Source organism: Streptococcus parasanguinis (assembly GCF_901875555.1).
GTDB lineage: Bacteria > Bacillota > Bacilli > Lactobacillales > Streptococcaceae > Streptococcus > Streptococcus parasanguinis_H.
This window is the reverse complement of record NZ_CABFMD010000022.1, coordinates 45,074-62,034: the sequence shown is the minus strand read 5'-3', so window position 1 is coordinate 62,034 and position 16,961 is coordinate 45,074. Positions and strand designations below refer to the sequence as shown.

The 16,961-nt window shown below is 43.5% G+C and carries 16 protein-coding genes and 2 pseudogenes; 5 read left to right on the top strand and 13 right to left on the bottom strand.

All coding sequences use genetic code 11. The features are described 5' to 3' along the window. Nucleotides 1–2 precede the first annotated feature (2 nt). The 3 genes from gndA to JX304_RS05255 all read right to left on the bottom strand — a co-directional run bounded on the left by gndA (nucleotide 3) and on the right by JX304_RS05255 (nucleotide 3,738). The gene (gene gndA / locus JX304_RS05265) at nucleotides 3–1,427 is read right to left on the bottom strand and encodes an NADP-dependent phosphogluconate dehydrogenase (RefSeq protein ID WP_205011563.1); all 1,425 of its coding nucleotides are present in this window, start codon (nucleotides 1,425–1,427) and stop codon (nucleotides 3–5) included. Between the two features lie 169 nt (nucleotides 1,428–1,596). Beyond that, nucleotides 1,597–3,075, bottom strand: a complete 1,479-nt coding sequence (locus JX304_RS05260; protein ID WP_003017392.1) for a flotillin family protein — start codon at nucleotides 3,073–3,075, stop codon at nucleotides 1,597–1,599. A gap of 123 nt (nucleotides 3,076–3,198) precedes the next feature. Next, the gene (locus tag JX304_RS05255; protein ID WP_205011562.1) at nucleotides 3,199–3,738 is read right to left on the bottom strand and encodes a YceD family protein; all 540 of its coding nucleotides are present in this window, start codon (nucleotides 3,736–3,738) and stop codon (nucleotides 3,199–3,201) included. Nucleotides 3,739–3,851: 113 nt separating this feature from the next. On the opposite strand from JX304_RS05255, the gene JX304_RS05250 reads away from it, so the two are divergent. The 4 genes from JX304_RS05250 (at nucleotide 3,852) to JX304_RS05235 (ending at nucleotide 7,020) form a co-directional block, all read left to right on the top strand. Then, nucleotides 3,852–4,220 (top strand): DUF2200 family protein, encoded by a 369-nt coding sequence (locus JX304_RS05250; RefSeq protein WP_205011561.1) that lies wholly within the window; start codon nucleotides 3,852–3,854, stop codon nucleotides 4,218–4,220. Then, complete coding sequence (locus JX304_RS05245; protein ID WP_205011560.1) at nucleotides 4,217–5,077, top strand: helix-turn-helix domain-containing protein; 861 nt, start codon at nucleotides 4,217–4,219, stop codon at nucleotides 5,075–5,077. Before JX304_RS05250 ends, JX304_RS05245 begins: the two co-directional genes overlap by 4 nt. A 549-nt stretch (nucleotides 5,078–5,626) precedes the next feature. Further along, nucleotides 5,627–5,803 (top strand): hypothetical protein, encoded by a 177-nt coding sequence (locus tag JX304_RS05240; protein ID WP_200772517.1) that lies wholly within the window; start codon nucleotides 5,627–5,629, stop codon nucleotides 5,801–5,803. Beyond that, the gene (locus tag JX304_RS05235) at nucleotides 5,800–7,020 is read left to right on the top strand and encodes an MFS transporter (RefSeq protein WP_205011559.1); all 1,221 of its coding nucleotides are present in this window, start codon (nucleotides 5,800–5,802) and stop codon (nucleotides 7,018–7,020) included. Before JX304_RS05240 ends, JX304_RS05235 begins: the two co-directional genes overlap by 4 nt. Nucleotides 7,021–7,320: 300 nt before the next feature. On the opposite strand, the gene htpX is transcribed toward JX304_RS05235, so the two are convergent. Beyond that, nucleotides 7,321–8,217 carry a zinc metalloprotease HtpX gene (gene htpX, locus JX304_RS05230; protein WP_205011558.1) on the bottom strand — a complete coding sequence of 299 codons (897 nt, stop codon included), beginning with the start codon at nucleotides 8,215–8,217 and terminating at the stop codon, nucleotides 7,321–7,323. A 1-nt stretch (nucleotide 8,218) separates the two neighbouring features. After that, nucleotides 8,219–8,779: a LemA family protein gene (locus JX304_RS05225; protein ID WP_205011557.1), complete on the bottom strand. Its 561-nt coding sequence runs from the start codon at nucleotides 8,777–8,779 to the stop codon at nucleotides 8,219–8,221. A 70-nt stretch (nucleotides 8,780–8,849) separates the two neighbouring features. Here JX304_RS05225 and rsmG point away from each other — a divergent pair, with 70 nt between their 5' ends. After that, the gene (gene rsmG, locus JX304_RS05220) at nucleotides 8,850–9,563 is read left to right on the top strand and encodes a 16S rRNA (guanine(527)-N(7))-methyltransferase RsmG (RefSeq protein WP_205011556.1); all 714 of its coding nucleotides are present in this window, start codon (nucleotides 8,850–8,852) and stop codon (nucleotides 9,561–9,563) included. Between the two features lie 203 nt (nucleotides 9,564–9,766). Here rsmG and JX304_RS05215 read toward each other — a convergent pair whose 3' ends face one another. The 8 genes and pseudogenes from JX304_RS05215 to JX304_RS05185 form a co-directional block, all read right to left on the bottom strand. Next, nucleotides 9,767–10,669, bottom strand: coding sequence for a carbohydrate kinase family protein (locus tag JX304_RS05215; RefSeq protein WP_205011555.1), 903 nt, complete (start codon nucleotides 10,667–10,669; stop codon nucleotides 9,767–9,769). 91 nt (nucleotides 10,670–10,760) lie between these two features. Further along, on the bottom strand, nucleotides 10,761–11,513 hold the full coding sequence (locus JX304_RS05210; RefSeq protein WP_205011554.1) for an SDR family oxidoreductase: 753 nt from the start codon (nucleotides 11,511–11,513) through the stop codon (nucleotides 10,761–10,763). Nucleotide 11,514: 1 nt separating this feature from the next. Then, nucleotides 11,515–12,348, bottom strand: coding sequence for an energy-coupling factor transporter transmembrane component T family protein (locus JX304_RS05205; RefSeq protein ID WP_205011553.1), 834 nt, complete (start codon nucleotides 12,346–12,348; stop codon nucleotides 11,515–11,517). Further along, a pseudogene (locus JX304_RS10955) lies at nucleotides 12,320–13,138 on the bottom strand (energy-coupling factor ABC transporter ATP-binding protein); the annotation flags it as partial. The pseudogene JX304_RS10955 and the gene JX304_RS05205, both read right to left, overlap by 29 nt. 33 nt (nucleotides 13,139–13,171) lie before the next feature. After that, nucleotides 13,172–14,023, bottom strand: a pseudogene (locus JX304_RS10950) (DUF3744 domain-containing protein); the annotation flags it as partial. Continuing rightward, a complete protein-coding gene (locus tag JX304_RS05195) occupies nucleotides 14,024–14,797 on the bottom strand; it encodes a nucleoside phosphorylase (RefSeq protein ID WP_205011551.1) in 774 nt (257 codons plus the stop codon). Between the two features lie 157 nt (nucleotides 14,798–14,954). Next, nucleotides 14,955–15,860 (bottom strand): DUF4299 family protein, encoded by a 906-nt coding sequence (locus JX304_RS05190; RefSeq protein ID WP_205011550.1) that lies wholly within the window; start codon nucleotides 15,858–15,860, stop codon nucleotides 14,955–14,957. 99 nt (nucleotides 15,861–15,959) lie between these two features. Continuing rightward, nucleotides 15,960–16,943, bottom strand: a complete 984-nt coding sequence (locus tag JX304_RS05185) for a rhodanese-related sulfurtransferase (RefSeq protein WP_205011549.1) — start codon at nucleotides 16,941–16,943, stop codon at nucleotides 15,960–15,962. Nucleotides 16,944–16,961 lie beyond the last annotated feature (18 nt).

The window sequence follows — 16,961 nt, the reverse complement described above, 5'->3', positions numbered from 1 at the left end:
GATTATTTTTCGTCGTACCAAGAATAGTGGAAGGTACCTTCTTTGTCTTTACGTTTGTATGTATGAGCCCCAAAGTAGTCACGTTGTGCTTGAATCAAGTTTGCTGGAAGATCCGCTGAGCGGTAGCTATCAAAGTATGTGATGGCTGCTGAGAAGGTTGGTACAGGTACGCCAGCTTGAACAGCAAGAGCAACGATCTCACGAACTGATTGTTGGTACTTAGCAGTAACATCCAAGAAGTACTCATCCAATAGAAGGTTAGCAAGATCTGCATCACGGTTATAGGCATCTGTGATCTTTTGCAAGAAACGAGAACGGATGATACATCCGTCGCGCCAGATAGATGCGATGTCCGCAAATGGCAAGTTCCAGTTGTTTTCTTTAGAAGCAACACGCAATTGTGCAAAACCTTGTGCGTAAGAAATAATTTTTGAGAAGTAAAGAGCTTGACGAATCTTTTCAATCAACTCAGCCTTGTCGCCTTCAAATTTGAAGGTAGCTGGTTTTGGAAGCACCTTGCTAGCGTGAACGCGTTCTTCTTTGTAGGCAGAAATATAACGAGCAAATACAGACTCTGTAATCAGTGACAATGGCACACCAAGATCAAGAGCTGATTGGCTCGTCCATTTACCCGTTCCTTTGTTACCTGCAGCGTCTAAGATGTAGTCTACAATGGGTCCATCTTGGCCTTCGTCGTCTTTACGTTTCAAGATATCTGCTGTTATTTGGATCAAGTAGCTGTCCAATTCACCCTTGTTCCACTCAGTGAAGATTTCAGCCATGTCTTCTGCAGAAAGACCAAGTAAGTGTTGCATTAAATCATAGCTTTCAGCAATCAATTGCATATCACCATACTCAATCCCGTTGTGGACCATTTTCACATAGTGACCAGCTCCATCAGGACCGATGTAAGTCACACATGGTTTGCCATCTTCTGGTGCTTTAGCTGAGATTTCTTCAAGAACATCCGCTACCAAGTCATAAGCTTCTTTTTGTCCACCCGGCATGATAGATGGTCCTTCAAGGGCACCTTTTTCCCCACCAGAGACACCAGTACCGATGAAGTTGATCCCTGAGTTCGCCAATTCTTCATTACGACGGATAGTATCTTTGTAGAAAGTATTTCCTCCGTCGATCAAGATGTCCCCTTTATCCAAGTGTGGAAGAAGGGCTTGGATGGTCGCATCTGTACCCGGTCCAGCTTGAACCATAAGCATGATCCGACGTGGTTTTTCAATAGAGTTTACGAAGCTTTCGATATCATAGCTTGGCACGAAGTTTTTATCTGGATGGCAAGCAATAACGTCTTCTGTTTTTTCTTTACTACGGTTAAAAATGGCAACTGTATAGCCACGAGATTCAATATTAAGGGCAAGGTTACGACCCATTACGGCCATACCAACAACACCAAAGTTAGCTTTTGTCATGTGACACTCCTCTTTATAGTTTGCCCTTATTTTACCATTTTTCCTCCTCAAAAGAAAGCAGAAAATGGCTTCCCGCCTTCTCCAAGAAGGAGAAGTTCCTGCAAATCATTTGATCTTAAAAACAAAAGTGCCCGAGAAACAGTTCTCAGACACTCTCTTAAGAATGACATTAATCTTCTTTAGAAGCCAACTCCTCTGCTTCAATGACCGGTTGTTCTCCTTCTTTGAGTTTATTGACCGTCATATTGACCCCAAGAGCTCCTGCTAGCAATTGACGAATATCAAATCCAGCTCCTTGAGAGACTTGGTCGATACTTTGCATAATATCGCCCACCATCTTAGAAGCATTGCCTTCCCCGTACATCGTGATCTTATCCACCTTGGTTAATGGTTCAGCGACAGCACGCGCAATTTCAGGCAACTTATCAACGACCATTTCAGTAATGGCAGCTTCTTGCATTTTCTTCATCGCTTCGGCCTTTTGGTCCAAACCTTTGGCTTCGGCTTCTAGTTTCAAGCGAATGGCTTCTGCTTCTGCACGACCTTTGGCTTCGATGGCTTCGGCCTCTTGCAATTGAGCAAATTTCTCAGCTTCGGCTTGAGCCTTCCGAGCTTCGGCTTCTTTTTGTGTTTCGAAGAGTTCTGCTTCCGCCTTACGCTGGCGTTCGATCAATTCTGCTTCTGCAGCTTGTTGACGAGCATACTTTTCAGCTTCGGCTTGCTTACGGATGTTGGCATCCAATTCTTGTTCACGAACCTTAACTTCGCGCTCTTTGACTTCCGCTTCTTTTTCTTGTTTCATGATATTGGCTTCAGCTGCCACGCGCTCTTGTTCACGACGTTGCACTTCTGCCTCAATCCCTTTCGCAGCATCTGCTTTTGCTTGGGCAATATCTGCTTCTTGCTTGAGAGCTGCTTGTTTAAGTTTTAATTCGTTTTGTTTTTGCGCAATTTCAAGATCGGCTGCAACACGTTTGTCGTTGGCCAATTTGTCTTGTTCTGCTTCGACTTCCTTGCGTTCGCGTTCTGCTTTAGCTTTGGCAATCAAGGCATCTTTCTTAATGGTTTCAACATTTTCAATCCCGAGGTTGTCGATGACTCCCCCTTCATCAGAGAAGGATTGGACCGTAAAGGCGATGACTTCAAGCCCCATTTTAGCCAAGTCTGGCGCTACGTTGTCTTGCACCTTTGAGGCAAACTCTTGACGGTCATTGACCATCTTACGGAGCTCCATCTGACCGATTACTTCCCGCAAGTTCCCTTCCAAGACATCTTGAACAGAGTTGGAAATATCCGTTGTATTCCAGTTCAAGAAGTTCTCTGCAGCACGGGCAATCATCTCATCGGTTGTACCGATTTTTAATTTAACAGCTGCATCGGCACGGACGTTAATGAAGTCCAGTGTTGGGACTGCTTCAGATGTCCGAACATCTGTCGAGAATTGCTCAATATCAAGATAAGAGCGTTGTTCGACAAAGGGAATCATAAAACCAGCTTTCCCGCGTAAGTGGCGTTGCTTCCGAAGACCTGTAATAACAACAACTTCGTTTGGTTTAGCGTTGACATACCCTTTGACCAACAAGATCAATACAAGAATGGCTACGATTACAAAAGTAATCAACCAACCTGGAATAAATAATGTATCCATACTTTTCTCCTTTTTCAGAGGTCTCCCCTCTGTTGTTTATAAATCCTAGTATACCAAAAGAAGGTCTTTCCTCAAAGAAAAGATCTGTATTTATGTTTAGATTTTTAATATGTCATCCCTAGCCTATTCTTCGTCAAATAATCCTTGAAGACCTGCAAAAGGACTGTTTTCTTCTTTCTTAACCGCTTGAGCTTCTTGGTACTCTTCTTCTGTCATGATTTTCCAATCATTGCCCTCGATAAAGCCGTGTCCAGCCTCTTCTTCTGGAGTGAGGACCTTAAGAGGAATATTGAGCAAGATATTATCCGCCACACTCTCACTTAGGTCAATCTTGCCTCCTTCAATAGGAAGGATCAAATCCTCTTCTAAGGCTTCGATATCTGCCTCTGACTGTGCGTCCTCAGCGAACACTTCTGTCACAGGATAGCTTTCGTTGATCTCAACAGGTTCCATGCTCCGGCTAGAGGCAAGGACGATGGTATAGTTCAATTGGTAATCCAAGACATAGAGACCAGTATCGTAAGTTACTTGACCTGTCGCTTTGACATCTTTTAAATCAAGAATTTCTGGATTACGCTTTTGCAATTCCTTTAGCAAATCCAACTCTTGATCAAAAGCTAGTCCTTCAGGGTTTTTACGGATTTCTTGTGTGTATAAGTTCATTCTTTTGTCCTCAAATCTTCTAGATACTATTAGTATATCATGAAGCTGTCCCTTCAACCAAGAAGTCTCCTCAAAAATTTGTTATAATCATGAAAAAAGATAAAGGAAATCCGATGGCAAGAGTTTACAATTTATCATTTTCAACTGTATATACAGCTTTAGTCCAAAAAGTCTTACGAAAGGGTGGAAAAGAGACCAGCCTTGACCAAATCACCTCGCTATTAACAGGCTATTCTCTGGAGGAACTGCAAGAATGGAAAAAGCGTGACGGAAGCTACGGAGATTTCTTTCGCCAAGCTCCCGCCTATCACCCCAATCGAACACTGATTACTGGGAAAGTTTGTGGCGTTCAAATTGAAACGATTCAGGATCCTTTGATGCAGGAAATTCGTCGATTAGATCGTCTGGTCGATTGGTTAAGCAAGGGGAAAACTGTTGAGCAATTGGTTGAAAAATACCAGCTAAAAGAGGAGAAAAGATGAAAGATATAGGAGCTGTTTTTAGGCAAATACGGGAAAGTCGTCACATCTCTTTAGAAGAAGCTACAGGTGGAGAATTTTCACGCTCCATGCTGTCTCGATTTGAGAGAGGGGAAAATGACCTGACGACGCAACGTTTTTTTCATGCCCTTCAACAGATCAAAACCAGCCTAAGTGAGTTCTCTCATCTAGCAGGGATCGACCAACACTCTTTTATCCCCAACTTGTTGAAAGAGCACTATGAAAACATGAGCTTGGAACATGATCAAGCCTTGTACCAACGCTATCAGCTAGCCTATCAGAAAGATCACAAAAAAGAAGACTTCTTAGCCAGCATTATTCTCAAGGCCCAAATGCTTGGCAACTATCCTGAGGTAGAGTTGGCCGCTAGCCAAGAGGAACTAGATTTCCTCTATGACTACCTCTTCTCTGTCATGGTCTGGGGAAATTTTGAGTTAAGCCTATTTTCACTGACTTCTCCTCTTTTCTCTAGTCAGCTCTATCGACAATACACAGAGGAATTGGTCCAACGGGAGGACTTCAAGCTTCTCCTAGACTCTTCTCTGCCTGCCCTCAACTCTATTTTTCTCAATGGCTTTTTTCTGGCCATTAGTTCAAAAGAATTTGAAGATGCAACCTATTTTGATCAGCTGATCAAGGACCACTTTTACTCTGAAAACGAAGCCTACCTTCGGACGGTTTATCTCTATGCCAAAGGGGAACTTCTTTATCGAAAGGGAGAAAAAGAAACTGGTCTAGAAAAGATGGAGGAGGCCATTCAGGTTCTATCCATCCTTGATTGCAAGGTTAGTGCCAACTACTACAAACAGGGTATGCAAGAATTGATCAAGGAATCCTGAAAACTCACAGATTTATTCTATGAGTGTTTAGGATGTAGCAAACTATTTTTTAAGTAGAATCACTTAATGAATTCTGCAAAGGAAAAACAATGAATTTCAATTTTTAAAATGAATCAAGAAAACACTGAAACTTTCCGCTGTGAGAAAAGTACTTGAAACATTGATGTTTCAAGTACTCGGGAGTTTTGAAACTTTGGGTTCAAAACTAAGTCATGGAACTTCTAAGAAGTTCGCTGACGTCCGTACTCACCCTAGGAAAGTTTTTAAGATAACTTTGTTTTCAATCTGAAGAGGCTGGGACAAAAGTCATAGCCTCTTCTTGTTTTTTGGATTATTGGGCAAGACGCAGTGGTTGAGTGGGCTCTACTACGCTGATTTCATCAGCTTTTACAGCCCTACTCAACTGTGCGGAGGTGGGACGACGAAATCGAATTCTAACGAATGACCGATTTCTGTCCCACTCTCTTTTCGTTGAAAATATGCAACATATAAATTTTCTTGCTTTTAGGGGTTACAATAGGATCATCAAAAAAAGAAAGAGGTCCCCGCATGATAACCAGACTAAAGAATCGTCTCCTTCATTATTTCCTTAAACAGACTAGTTTTTATGTTAAAGAGGAAAAATTAGAACTGACGGAAGAAGAGAAACTGTTTCTTCTCAAGCAGGTGGTGCACCGTTTAAGAGAAGTTATTGTTTCTGCTAAACAGAAGGAGAAAAGCTTATGAAACTCTTATTTCGCAATCACATCTTTGCTTTACTGAGTCTTTCACGTTTTTTGAATACCCTTGGTGCTGCGATTTACAACCTAGTCTTTGTGGTCTTTGCGGCTAGCATGCCTCACCCTAGTCTGGCAGTTGGGATCGCCAATCTCATTGTTTTTATCCCAAGTCTTTTCACCATTTTCATTGGAATGAAGGCCGATCACACCGCTAAAAAAGCTGACTGGCTGATCCGAATGGGCTTTCTGCAAGCTATCCTTTTCGTCATCATTGCACTGATGAACAAGATTCCGGGTTACTTGGCCTTTTCGATCGTTTGCTTCTTGAATATTGTGTCAGATAGTTTAAGTGATTACCGTGGAGGGCTGCAACTTCCCATTATGCAGAAGAACATCCCTAGTGAGGATCTGATGGAAGCCTATTCCTTCAATCAACTGCTTAGTATGGTTTGTTCTATTTCAGGTCAAGCGTTGGGAGTCTGGCTTTTAGCTATCAGTCACCAAAATTTTGCACTTGTGGCTTCGATCAATGCCCTGGCATTTCTTCTGTCTTCCACTTGTCTTTTCATCCGACGCAGTCAACTGACCCACGAACCGATTCAAGTGGATGCTCGTCAGAAAGTTTCTTTCCTTCAAGAATGTCGAGACATGTATCGCAATGTTACCACTATTTTTGCAGATGAAGAGGTTCACAACTTTGGAAGAATTCTCCTATCCTTAGTTTTCATCAATGCTTTGGGCGGATCCATTTCTGGGATTTACAATCTTCAATTTCTCCATCATCCCTTCTTTCACTTCAGTTATAGCCAGTCCCTCCTCGTCCTTGAAGTTGTCACTATCCTGAGTATGGTCTGGGCTAGCCTGACACCCCATGACTATTTTTCCAAGCAATCGCTCCATCATATCCTACTGTGGATTGCAGGTGGCCTAACCATGCTTGGGCTCACAAATATGTTGGTTCGCTGGGATATCCTTTGCCTTCTACTTGTCACTTTCCTCGGTTATCTTGTTGCAAAAATCAATCCAAAAGTTTCCAGTCTTTTAATGAGCAAATTGCCAGCTGAAAAATTAGCCTCTACCTCTAGCTTTTTGGGACTGATGGTCAGCTTTGCTATGCCACTTGGAACAGCCCTCTTCTCTGGTCTCGCTATCTGGAGCCTTCCTATTGCCTGGGGAATGTTTGCCATTCTCGGTTTCGGCACCGTCCTTTTGTCTAGCAAATAAAAAATCCACCGTTTGGTGGATTCAAATTGAAGACAAAATCATCTTAAAAACTTTCCTTAGGTGAGTACGGACGTCAGCGAACTTCGTCGAAGTTCCAAGACTAATTATTGAGCCTAATGTCTCAATAATTCCGAGTACCTGAAACAATTGTGTTTTAGGTACTTTTCTCACGGCGGAAAGTTTCCATAGATGACTAAATCATTCTAACGAATAAATTTCTTTCATTTTTATAGAATTGATTAGATTTGTAAAGAAAAACTGTTTCCCCATACTCTTAACATTGCTAATGGTTGATTTCCTTTACATTTTTCTTAAACGTGCCACGCGCTCTGCAATTGGCGGGTGGGTATAAAAAAGTTTTTGCAAACCGGATTCTTTTTTTGGATCGTTGATAAAAAGAGCACTGCTCGCATCATCGACATGTCGTTGCATTGGTTCGCTATTGTCTAGCTTTAACAAAGCATTGATCATTCCTTGAGGATTCCGTGTCAATTCGACACTTGAGGCATCTGCCAAGAATTCTCGCTGACGAGAAATGGCTAACTGCACCAAGGTTGCTGCTAAAGGAGCCAAGATAATCGCTAGTATGGAAAGGATCAGGATAATAATTTCCAAACCACTACCACCTTCTCGATCATCATCCCGTCTACGGCCACCGCCCCACCACATCATCCGGCCACCGATACTAGAGAGCATCGTGATAGCGCTGGCCAAGGCAACTGCAATCGTGGAGATACGAATATCGTAATTACGGATATGACTGACTTCATGTCCAATGACCGCTTCGAGTTCCTCACGGTTCATGACCGCTAGAAGCCCTGTCGTGGCTGCAACGGCAGCATTTTGAGGGTTGGAACCCGTCGCAAAAGCGTTCATAGACGGATCCTCTACAATATAGACCCGAGGCATAGGGATCTGAGCTACCATGGCCATGTCTTGGACAATGTGGTAGAGCTGAGGAGCTTGCTCTTCCGTTACCTCACGCGCCCCGTTCATCCGCATGACGATCTCAGTCGATTGAAAGATCATGCTAAAGGCATAAATTCCACCAATGATCAAGGCGAGGATAATCCCACCAAGAGAAGAGCCCAACCAAAGATAGCCGACAGCTGCTCCGATGAGAGCCAAGAGTATGAAAAAAGCAATAAGGAGAATCCAGGTTCTCCTTTTATTGCTTGCAATTTGGTCAAACAGCATATTAGTCTCCTAATCCGCTAAAGTCCACCTTTGGTACTGCCTTTTCTTCTTCAGGCACTTGAAGGAATTCGGCTTGTTTAAAGCCAAACATTCCAGCAATTACATTTGTTGGGAAAGTTTCCAATTTCACATTGTAGTTGCTTGCAACACTGTTGTACAATTGACGCGCATAAGAAATTTTATTTTCTGTATTGGTCAATTCTTCCTGCAATTGCATGAAGTTGGTGTTGGCTTTCAAGTCTGGGTAGTTTTCAGCTACCGCAAAGATTCCTGCCACTTGACGGGAAAGAGCATCACTGGCTGCCATCGCTTCAGCAGGAGATGCTGCTTGAGCGACTTGTTGACGAAGTTGCGTCACTTTTGCAAGTGTGTCGCCTTCGTATTTTGCATAGCCTTTGACGGTTTCGATCAAGTTTGGAAGCAAGTCATTCCGACGTTTCAATTGCACGTCAATTTGGCTCCAAGCCTCGCGAGTTTGCATCCGGCTTCTAACCAAACCGTTGTAAACTCCAATTACCAATAACACAAGGACCACTACGATCCCAAGAATAATCCAAGTCATTTTATTGAATTCCTTTCATTTCTTTCTACCAGTATATCAAATTTCCCTTCTTTTGTGGTAAAATAATACCATGAAAACAGAAGAATTTTATGAACGTTTAGCCGATCTCGGCTACCCGTTAACCAAACATCAAAAAAAACAATACGAACGCTATTTTGAGCTCCTCGTTGAATGGAATGAAAAGATCAACCTGACTGCCATCACTGAAAAGGACGAGGTTTACCTCAAGCATTTTTATGATTCTATCGCACCGATTTTGCAAGGTTTGATTGAAAATCGGCCGATTCGTCTCTTGGATATTGGGGCTGGTGCAGGCTTTCCCAGCCTTCCCATGAAAATCCTTTTTCCTGAGCTGGATGTGACTATTATCGACTCCCTCAATAAGCGAATCAACTTTCTCCACCTGCTGGCTGAAGAGTTAGGCTTGAATGGTGTTCATTTCTACCATGGACGGGCTGAGGACTTTGCACAAGACAAGGCCTTTCGTGCTCAATTTGACGTCGTGACTGCACGTGCTGTTGCCCGGATGCAGGTCCTATCTGAGCTGACCATTCCTTATCTAAAAGTCGGTGGTCGCCTCCTCGCTCTCAAGGCCAGTAACGCTCCAGAAGAGTTAGAGGAAGCAAAAAATGCTCTTAACCTGCTCTTTAGCAAGGTTGAAGACAATCTACAGTATGCATTGCCAAATGGGGATCCGCGCTATATCACTATCGTAGAAAAGAAAAAAGAAACCCCCAACAAATACCCAAGAAAAGCAGGAATGCCCAATAAACGCCCTTTGTAAATTAAGATACAAAGGGCCAAGCGGATAAAGTCAAATAAGAGGCTGGGACAAAAGTCCTAGCCTCTCAATTGTCTTTGGAGTTTGAGCATGAGTGGGCTCTACTACGCTGATTTCATCAGCTTTTACAACCCTACTCAACTGTGTGGAGGTGGGACGACCAAATCGAATTCTAACGAATGACCGATTTCTGTCCCACTCTCTTTTTAGTTTTGTGCGAGTTCTTTTCTTAGTGCTTGGTATTGTTCCTGAGTGAGGTGAACGCCCTTGGTTGCGACAATTTGGCTGGAGACTTTATTGGCAAAGCTGAGGGCTTCTTCGATTTCTAACCCTCTTAAGCGCGCTGCCAGAAAGCCTCCTACATGGCTATCGCCAGCACCAACTGTATCCACGACTTGTGCAGGTTGACCCGCGGCTTGGTACCAGGTGCCATCATAGGCAATCGCTCCTTTTTCACCTAAGGTCACAATGACCAATTGACCCGTTCGTTGGTGCAATTTCTCAGCAGCCTTCCGAATATCATCACATCCAGAAAAGGCAAGGGCTTCTGCTTCATTGACGTGCAGGATTGGATGAAGATCATAGATCGCTCCCAGTCGCTCTGTCGGAATCAGGAGTCCTCTTGGCCCAGGGGCGAAAATGACCTGTCCCTGGCATTGAGAAACCGACTCTACCAAGGCAAGACCGGTTGGTTCTTCTACTTCTAGGCCACACAAATATATATAATCAAACCGTTCGGTTGCGATATCTTTGAGCCATTCTGCTTGGAAGCTATACTCCACACCGTGATCCGATAAGAAGGTCCGTTCGCCATCTGACTCTACAAAGCAGTAGCAACAACCATTTGGACCAGCTAATGAGATCGAGGAAGTAATGCCCAATTCTTTTAAGTGACTCTTTACAAAATCTCCGTAAATACCCGAACCAACGGGTGAGATAAACTCATAGTCTTGGGACAAAAAATGCAAGATATTGACAACATTAAAGGCACACCCTCCGACAGACCATTGCTGATGATCAATATGGGCATCGCCTTCTCGACTAGGTAGTCGGTCTAAATAGACCATGACATCACAAACAGTGGAACCAATGACTAAAGCGCTTGACATCTCATTCTCCTTACTTTGCCATCTATTATACCAAAAATTTAGATAAAACTAAAAAATCAACCAACACGGCAGGTATTGGTTGAAATGAGCATTAATCGCGATAAACGGGCTGAGGGCCAAATGTTTGAGAAACCGGCATGATCTCGATGCGATTCACATTGACATGCTTGGGTTGTTGGAGCAACCAAGAAACTGTATTTGCAATGTCTTCAGGCTGAATGGCATGTGCATCCTGATAGAGGGATTCCACCCGTTTTTCATCTCCTTTAAAACGGACGAAAGAGAATTCTGTCCCTTCACAAAGACCGGGTTCAATATTGCTGACACGAATCTTCTTCCCCGCCAAATCTGCCCGAAGATTGAGGGAGAATTGTTTGACAAAAGCCTTGGAAGCTCCGTAGATATTGGCACCTGGATAAGGAACTGTCCCTGCTGTAGAGCCCATATTGATGATATAGCCATCATTTCGCTCCACCATCTGAGGTAAGATTTGCCGTGTCAAATAGACTAAGCCAACGATATTGGTCTGAATCATGGTCAACCAGTCTGCCATCTCTGCTTCCTGGGCTGGAGCAAGACCTAACGCAAGTCCAGCATTGTTGATCAAAACGTCAATCTGAGACCAATCTGCTGGTAAACTAGCAAGGGCATGATCTACCTGAGAAAGATCTGTCACATCCATTTGAAGGGGGTAAAAGGACTCTCCAAGCTCCTCTTGTAACTTCTGTAATTTCTGGATACGTCTGGCTGCTCCAATGACGCGGTGTCCATCTGCAACTAAACGACGGCAGATCGCTTGACCGAAACCAGCCGAAGCACCTGTGACTAAAATTGTTTCTGACATGTCATGACCTCCATGGATTGTAAAAACGTCCCTGATTAAGAACAATCAGGATAATACTTAAAACCAGTACAGCTATGGCTGATAGAATCATCCCATAATCTTTCCCTTTCATGGCTTGGTAAGAATACCAAGTGCGCTTTTTATTTTTTCCAAAGCGACGTAATTCCATGGCTGTAGAAATGCTGTCAATCCGCTCGAGTGAGCTAAAAATTAAGGGAGAGATGATTTGCAAATTGCCTTTAATTCGCTGGATCAGTTTGGCCTTTTTGGACAACTCCACTCCTCTGGCTTCCTGAGACAATTTAATCGTTTGATATTCTTCCTGTACGTCAGGAATGTAACGCAGCGTCAAGCTGACAGAATAGGCAATCTTGTAGGATACGCCAATCTGGTTGAGACTCGAAGCAAATTGGCTGGGATGGGTCGTCATCAAGAAAATAAGAGCCAAAGGAATGGTACAAATATACTTCAGAGCTAGATTAAAGAGATAAAAGAGCTGCTGAGAGGTGATGCTGTATGCTCCCCAGCCCTTGATGAGGATTGTTTTCGCTCCATAAATCTCTACCCCATACTGAGGAGCAAAGAGATAGACCATGAGCACATTTAGAAAAGCAAAAACAATAGCAAATCCAAGTACAAAAGAAATATCCCGAAAGCGAATATGGGCAGTAGAGAACAAGGCCAAGGCACCCAGACCAATTCCCAAAAGGAGCCTGGTATCATAACTCAGCATGGCTGCAAGAGAGACTAAAAGAAGAAAGAGCAACTTACTCGCCCCTGAAAGGCGATGAAGAAAACTGCTCCCCTCATGGTAGCCGACTAATCGATGATTCATGACCTGCTCCTTTCTGTTCCATGTAAAATTGCGTGAGGGCCAATGGATCAACACCTAAGCGATTGCCCAAGGCAAAAATGGATGTCTCTTTCAAATTAGCCTGTCGTAAAATATCTGGACGGGTGAACAATTCCGCAGGAGATAGGTCGGCAATGATCTGACCATCTGTCACCACTACTGCACGATCGGAATAGTCCAGCATGAGCTGCATATCATGGGTAATCATGACAATGGTATGGCCTTTTTGTTGCAAGGTATCTAGAAATTCCATGATTTCAGTGTAATTGCGCTGGTCCTGACCTGCCGTTGGCTCGTCCAAGACCAAAATTTCTGGTCCTAAAACCAGTATAGAAGCGATGGTCACCCGTTTCTTTTGTCCATATGACAGAGCAGAAATCGGCCATTTACGAAACTCATAGAGGCCACAAGTCTTCAGCGCTTGATAGACACGTTCTTTGATGTCTTCTTCAGCGACACCCCGCAAGCGCAAGCCTAAAGCCACCTCGTCAAAAATCATGTTGGTTGAAATCATTTGATTGGGGTTTTGCAAGACATAGCCGACTCGCTCTGCCCGTTCCTTGACACTCTCCTGCTTGATGTCTTCTCCTCTAAAGGTGTATTGTCCTTCAGTCGTAATGAAGCCACAGATGGCTTTAGCAAGAGTTGATTTCCCTGCCCCATTCTTCCCGACAATGGCTAAGCGCTGGCCCTTAGGTATACTGAGGGAAATATTTTTCAAGATCGGATGATTTTCTTGATAAGCAAAGGAAATCTGCTCCAACTCCAATAGTTCTTCTGCTTCACCAGTTTTAGCAAAGGTTGCTTCTGGAATGGAATGATTCACACCGGTAAGCTCAATATCTTCCAGACGATCCAGATGCTCCAATTGATCTAAATCCTGACCGAGTTGACGAAGAGTTGTTAAATAGAGAGGTTCTCGAATCCCATTTTCACCCAACAGTGTCGTTCTCAACAACTCATCTGGTTGACCATTAAAGAGAACTTGGCCTTGATTGATCAAGATGACCCGATCGACAGGACGGTAGAGTACATCCTCTAAACGGTGTTCGATAATAATGGTGGTCGTCCCCTGTTCTTCATGAATCTGATCGATCAGATCGATAATATCCTGGCCCGACTTGGGATCTAGATTAGCCAGTGGTTCATCAAAGAGTAGAATCGGACTCTCGTCAATCAGAACGCCTGCTAAGCTCACCCGCTGCTTTTGACCACCGGATAAATCTTGAGGTCGATGATCCAAGAGCTTGTTCAAATCTAATCGTTCTGCCCAACTCTGCACACGCTCTTTCATCGTTCCCAGCTCCACCATATCGTTTTCAAGGGCAAAAGCTAAGTCTTCTGCGACACTGAGACCAATAAATTGACCATCTGTATCCTGCAAAACCGTACTGACCAAGTGAGATTTCTCATAAATACTGAGATCAAAGGCCTCTTTTCCCTGAATGAGGAATTGCCCACTACTGGTTCCTTTATAAATATTGGGAATAATCCCATTTAAGCACTGGCCAATGGTTGACTTTCCAGAACCAGATGGTCCAACAATTAGGACCTTTTCCCCCTTATAAATGGTTAAGTTGAGATTTTTCAAGGTTGGTTCAGACTGTGCCTTGTATTGGAAGGAAAAATCCTTCAGTTCAATCATTGCTTCTTTCATTTAGTTTGCCTTCTCCCATAAGAGTGCAAATTGGAGGGCTAACTCCGCAATTCGATCCTTGCTATCTAAATCCTCATGACTAGATAAGGTTCGGATATCCCATTTTTCTTCAGAGAGGTGGTCTGCCGCGTAGAAGAAGTGGCAGAGTTCAAAGCCCCTAAAGGCTGCTAAGGCTGCCACGGCCGAACATTCCATATCCACACAAATAGCTCCTGCTTCCTTTCGACGCTTCATCTTGTCGATGGTTTCTCGGTAGGGAGCATCTGTCGTCCACACTTTTCCTGACTGATAGGAAACCTTGTGACGATCCAGAAAGGCTTGGAAGAGAGGAAGGCTTTCCTTATTTACTTCCACTTCATCACTAGCCGGAAGATAGTGGTAACTAGTCCCCTCGTCTCGAAGGGCAGATGTTGGAATGATGATGGAGGTTGCCTCAATATCTTGGTCCAAAACCCCACAAGTCCCAAAGAGAACGAGTTTTTCCATCCCAAATTGAATCAAATCCTCTATAATTCCCACACAGGAAGCAGCCCCAACTGGCGCATTAAAGACAGCAATCTGTTGGTCTCCAATAGTGATCCCATAAACCAGAACTTCAAAGTTGGCCATGGAGGTTCTTGTGATGACCTCATGTTCATAATTTTCAAGGAGGCGCGCAAAAGTTACTCTGGAAAAGCAAGAGATGACTACTTTGGGAAATCCTTCAATTGGTTTGTGTAAGTCTTGTGGATTAATAATCGCCTGTCGGTTGGCGTCAAATTCTTCTAACAACATCTCGTGCACCTCATTCATTCTACTTCTAGTTCTCTATTATACCACAATTAGCCTGCTCGATGGTTTTTGCTCAAAAGAAGAAACATAAAAAAGAACTGCTCCCAGACGTTAGATTTTTCGGATCAAACGTCAGAAGGACAGTTCACTTCGATATTTTTTACTTGTTTTCCAATTGCGCTAATTCTAGCAAGCGTTCTTTGGACAATTTTTTAATTTCAATTTGACTAGCATCAAGCAGCTGGTATTCATCTGGCTCTAAGGCCTCCAGTAAGTCCTTCAGAGCAAGAGAACCAATTGGATGGTAATTTTCTGGCTTATCCGGATCTCCATCGATCGCAACCAATAGCACCCGCCAATCAATGACACCTGCTAAGCCCACGATTTCTACATATTCTGCAGGAACATGTGTCACCCGTGGCAAGACCGTATCCGTATCTTCTGTCAAGCTATAGCTGGCTAGGAAGGCTCCTGTCTCCTCCTGTTGGTAAAAACGGACTTGACTGAAATAAGCTGCACTATATTGAATCTTCTTAATAAAGGCAGAGTAGGCTTCTAGGGGATGGACATGGTTCAAGACTTCCTGCACTGTATCCCGATCCAAATAGACCGGATGAGCGAAGCCTTGTACTTCAAACTCTTTTAGATCTTTTTCCTTGGTCAAATTCCCCAGCGTTTCTAGGATGACGACTTCATAATCAAAATGGAAGATAGAATCTGGAGTATAGTTTTCACCCTCACTCGATACAATTTCGGTTCCCAGTACTTCTCCTAAGCGACTGATCCATCGCAGGGCCAACTGCCAATCTTCTTCTATCGCAAAAGAGGGCACCTGAATTTGATAAGACTCTTCCTCATCAAAATAGCGTAACTGCAGAGGGAGACCACTTTTTTTGTACACGATACAGTTCAAGCTTTCAAAATCATTTAAGGGACGATGAAGGGTGGTAGGATCATAGTTGTAAGTTGTTAACCCCTCCACTAATTTAAGAACTTCCTGTGCTGCGAGTACTTTCTGATAGCCAAATAAGCTCTTTTTATTTTTGATTGAAAACACGATACTCATTTGTTTTCTCCTTTGTGAAATCGCTTACTCAAAGTATAGCATAACTTTCAATCAATTTCCATATAAAAACAGCCTGAGCTTTCAGACTGTTTGTTCCTATTATGCAGGTGTTCCATCAAGCGTCTCACCGATAAGGGCCAAACGCTCAGCAACCTCTGCCTGTGACAAGTTGTGTTCTTCTACATAGCGATTACGTGGGTGAACCCGGCACTCGTGTGAGCAACCACGGAGGTACTTGTCTTCGTTCTCTTCTGAGGTCAAGATCCGACGGTTACAGAATGGGTTACCGCAGTTGACATAGCGTTCACAAGGCGTCCCATCGAACCAGTCTTTTCCAACAACACTTGGATCAACATGGTTGATATCAACCGCAATTCGCTCGTCAAAGACGTACATTTTTCCATCCCACAGTTCTCCTTGAACTTCTGGGTCTTTCCCGTAAGTTGCGATTCCTCCGTGCAATTGACCGACATCTTTGTAGCCTTCACGGACCATCCAGCCTGAGAATTTCTCACAACGGACACCACCCGTACAGTAAACTACGACACGTTTGTCCATGAATTTTTCCTTGTTATCACGGACCCATTGTGGCAATTCGCGGAAATTGCGAATATCTGGGCGAATAGCGCCACGGAAGTGTCCAAGGTCGTACTCGTAGTCGTTACGAGTATCAAGGACAACGGTATCTTCGTCTAAAAGGGCTTCTTTAAATTCTTTTGGCGACAAGTAAGCACCTGTTGTTTCAAGTGGATTGATGTCGTTGTCAAAGTTATCATCTTCCAAACCAAGGTGGACAATCTCTTTCTTATAGCGGACGAACATCTTCTTGAAGGCTTGTTCTTCTTCCTCATCAATCTTAAACCAAAGGTCCTCCATCCCTGGAAGGCTGTGAACGTAGTCCATGTATTTTTGAGTGGTTTCATAGTCACCAGAAACCGTTCCATTGATTCCTTCGTCAGCCACTAGGATACGGCCTTTCAGACCGATTGATTTACAGAAGGCCAAGTGGTCGGCTGCAAATTGTTCAGCATTTTCAATGGGGGTATAGAGGTAATAGAGTAATACGCGAATAGGTTTTGCCATAAGATTCTCTTTTCTAAG

Bases quoted from the DNA above. Each gene is read 5' to 3' on its own strand.
- gndA (WP_205011563.1), bottom strand. From the start codon at position 1,427: ATGACAAAAGCTAACTTTGGTGTTGTTGGTATGGCCGTAATGGGTCGT.
- JX304_RS05260 (WP_003017392.1), bottom strand. From the start codon at position 3,075: ATGGATACATTATTTATTCCAGGTTGGTTGATTACTTTTGTAATCGTA.
- JX304_RS05255 (WP_205011562.1), bottom strand. From the start codon at position 3,738: ATGAACTTATACACACAAGAAATCCGTAAAAACCCTGAAGGACTAGCT.
- JX304_RS05250 (WP_205011561.1), top strand. From the start codon at position 3,852: ATGGCAAGAGTTTACAATTTATCATTTTCAACTGTATATACAGCTTTA.
- JX304_RS05245 (WP_205011560.1), top strand. From the start codon at position 4,217: ATGAAAGATATAGGAGCTGTTTTTAGGCAAATACGGGAAAGTCGTCAC.
- JX304_RS05240 (WP_200772517.1), top strand. From the start codon at position 5,627: ATGATAACCAGACTAAAGAATCGTCTCCTTCATTATTTCCTTAAACAG.
- JX304_RS05235 (WP_205011559.1), top strand. From the start codon at position 5,800: ATGAAACTCTTATTTCGCAATCACATCTTTGCTTTACTGAGTCTTTCA.
- htpX (WP_205011558.1), bottom strand. From the start codon at position 8,217: ATGCTGTTTGACCAAATTGCAAGCAATAAAAGGAGAACCTGGATTCTC.
- JX304_RS05225 (WP_205011557.1), bottom strand. From the start codon at position 8,779: ATGACTTGGATTATTCTTGGGATCGTAGTGGTCCTTGTGTTATTGGTA.
- rsmG (WP_205011556.1), top strand. From the start codon at position 8,850: ATGAAAACAGAAGAATTTTATGAACGTTTAGCCGATCTCGGCTACCCG.
- JX304_RS05215 (WP_205011555.1), bottom strand. From the start codon at position 10,669: ATGTCAAGCGCTTTAGTCATTGGTTCCACTGTTTGTGATGTCATGGTC.
- JX304_RS05210 (WP_205011554.1), bottom strand. From the start codon at position 11,513: ATGTCAGAAACAATTTTAGTCACAGGTGCTTCGGCTGGTTTCGGTCAA.
- JX304_RS05205 (WP_205011553.1), bottom strand. From the start codon at position 12,348: ATGAATCATCGATTAGTCGGCTACCATGAGGGGAGCAGTTTTCTTCAT.
- JX304_RS05195 (WP_205011551.1), bottom strand. From the start codon at position 14,797: ATGTTGTTAGAAGAATTTGACGCCAACCGACAGGCGATTATTAATCCA.
- JX304_RS05190 (WP_205011550.1), bottom strand. From the start codon at position 15,860: ATGAGTATCGTGTTTTCAATCAAAAATAAAAAGAGCTTATTTGGCTAT.
- JX304_RS05185 (WP_205011549.1), bottom strand. From the start codon at position 16,943: ATGGCAAAACCTATTCGCGTATTACTCTATTACCTCTATACCCCCATT.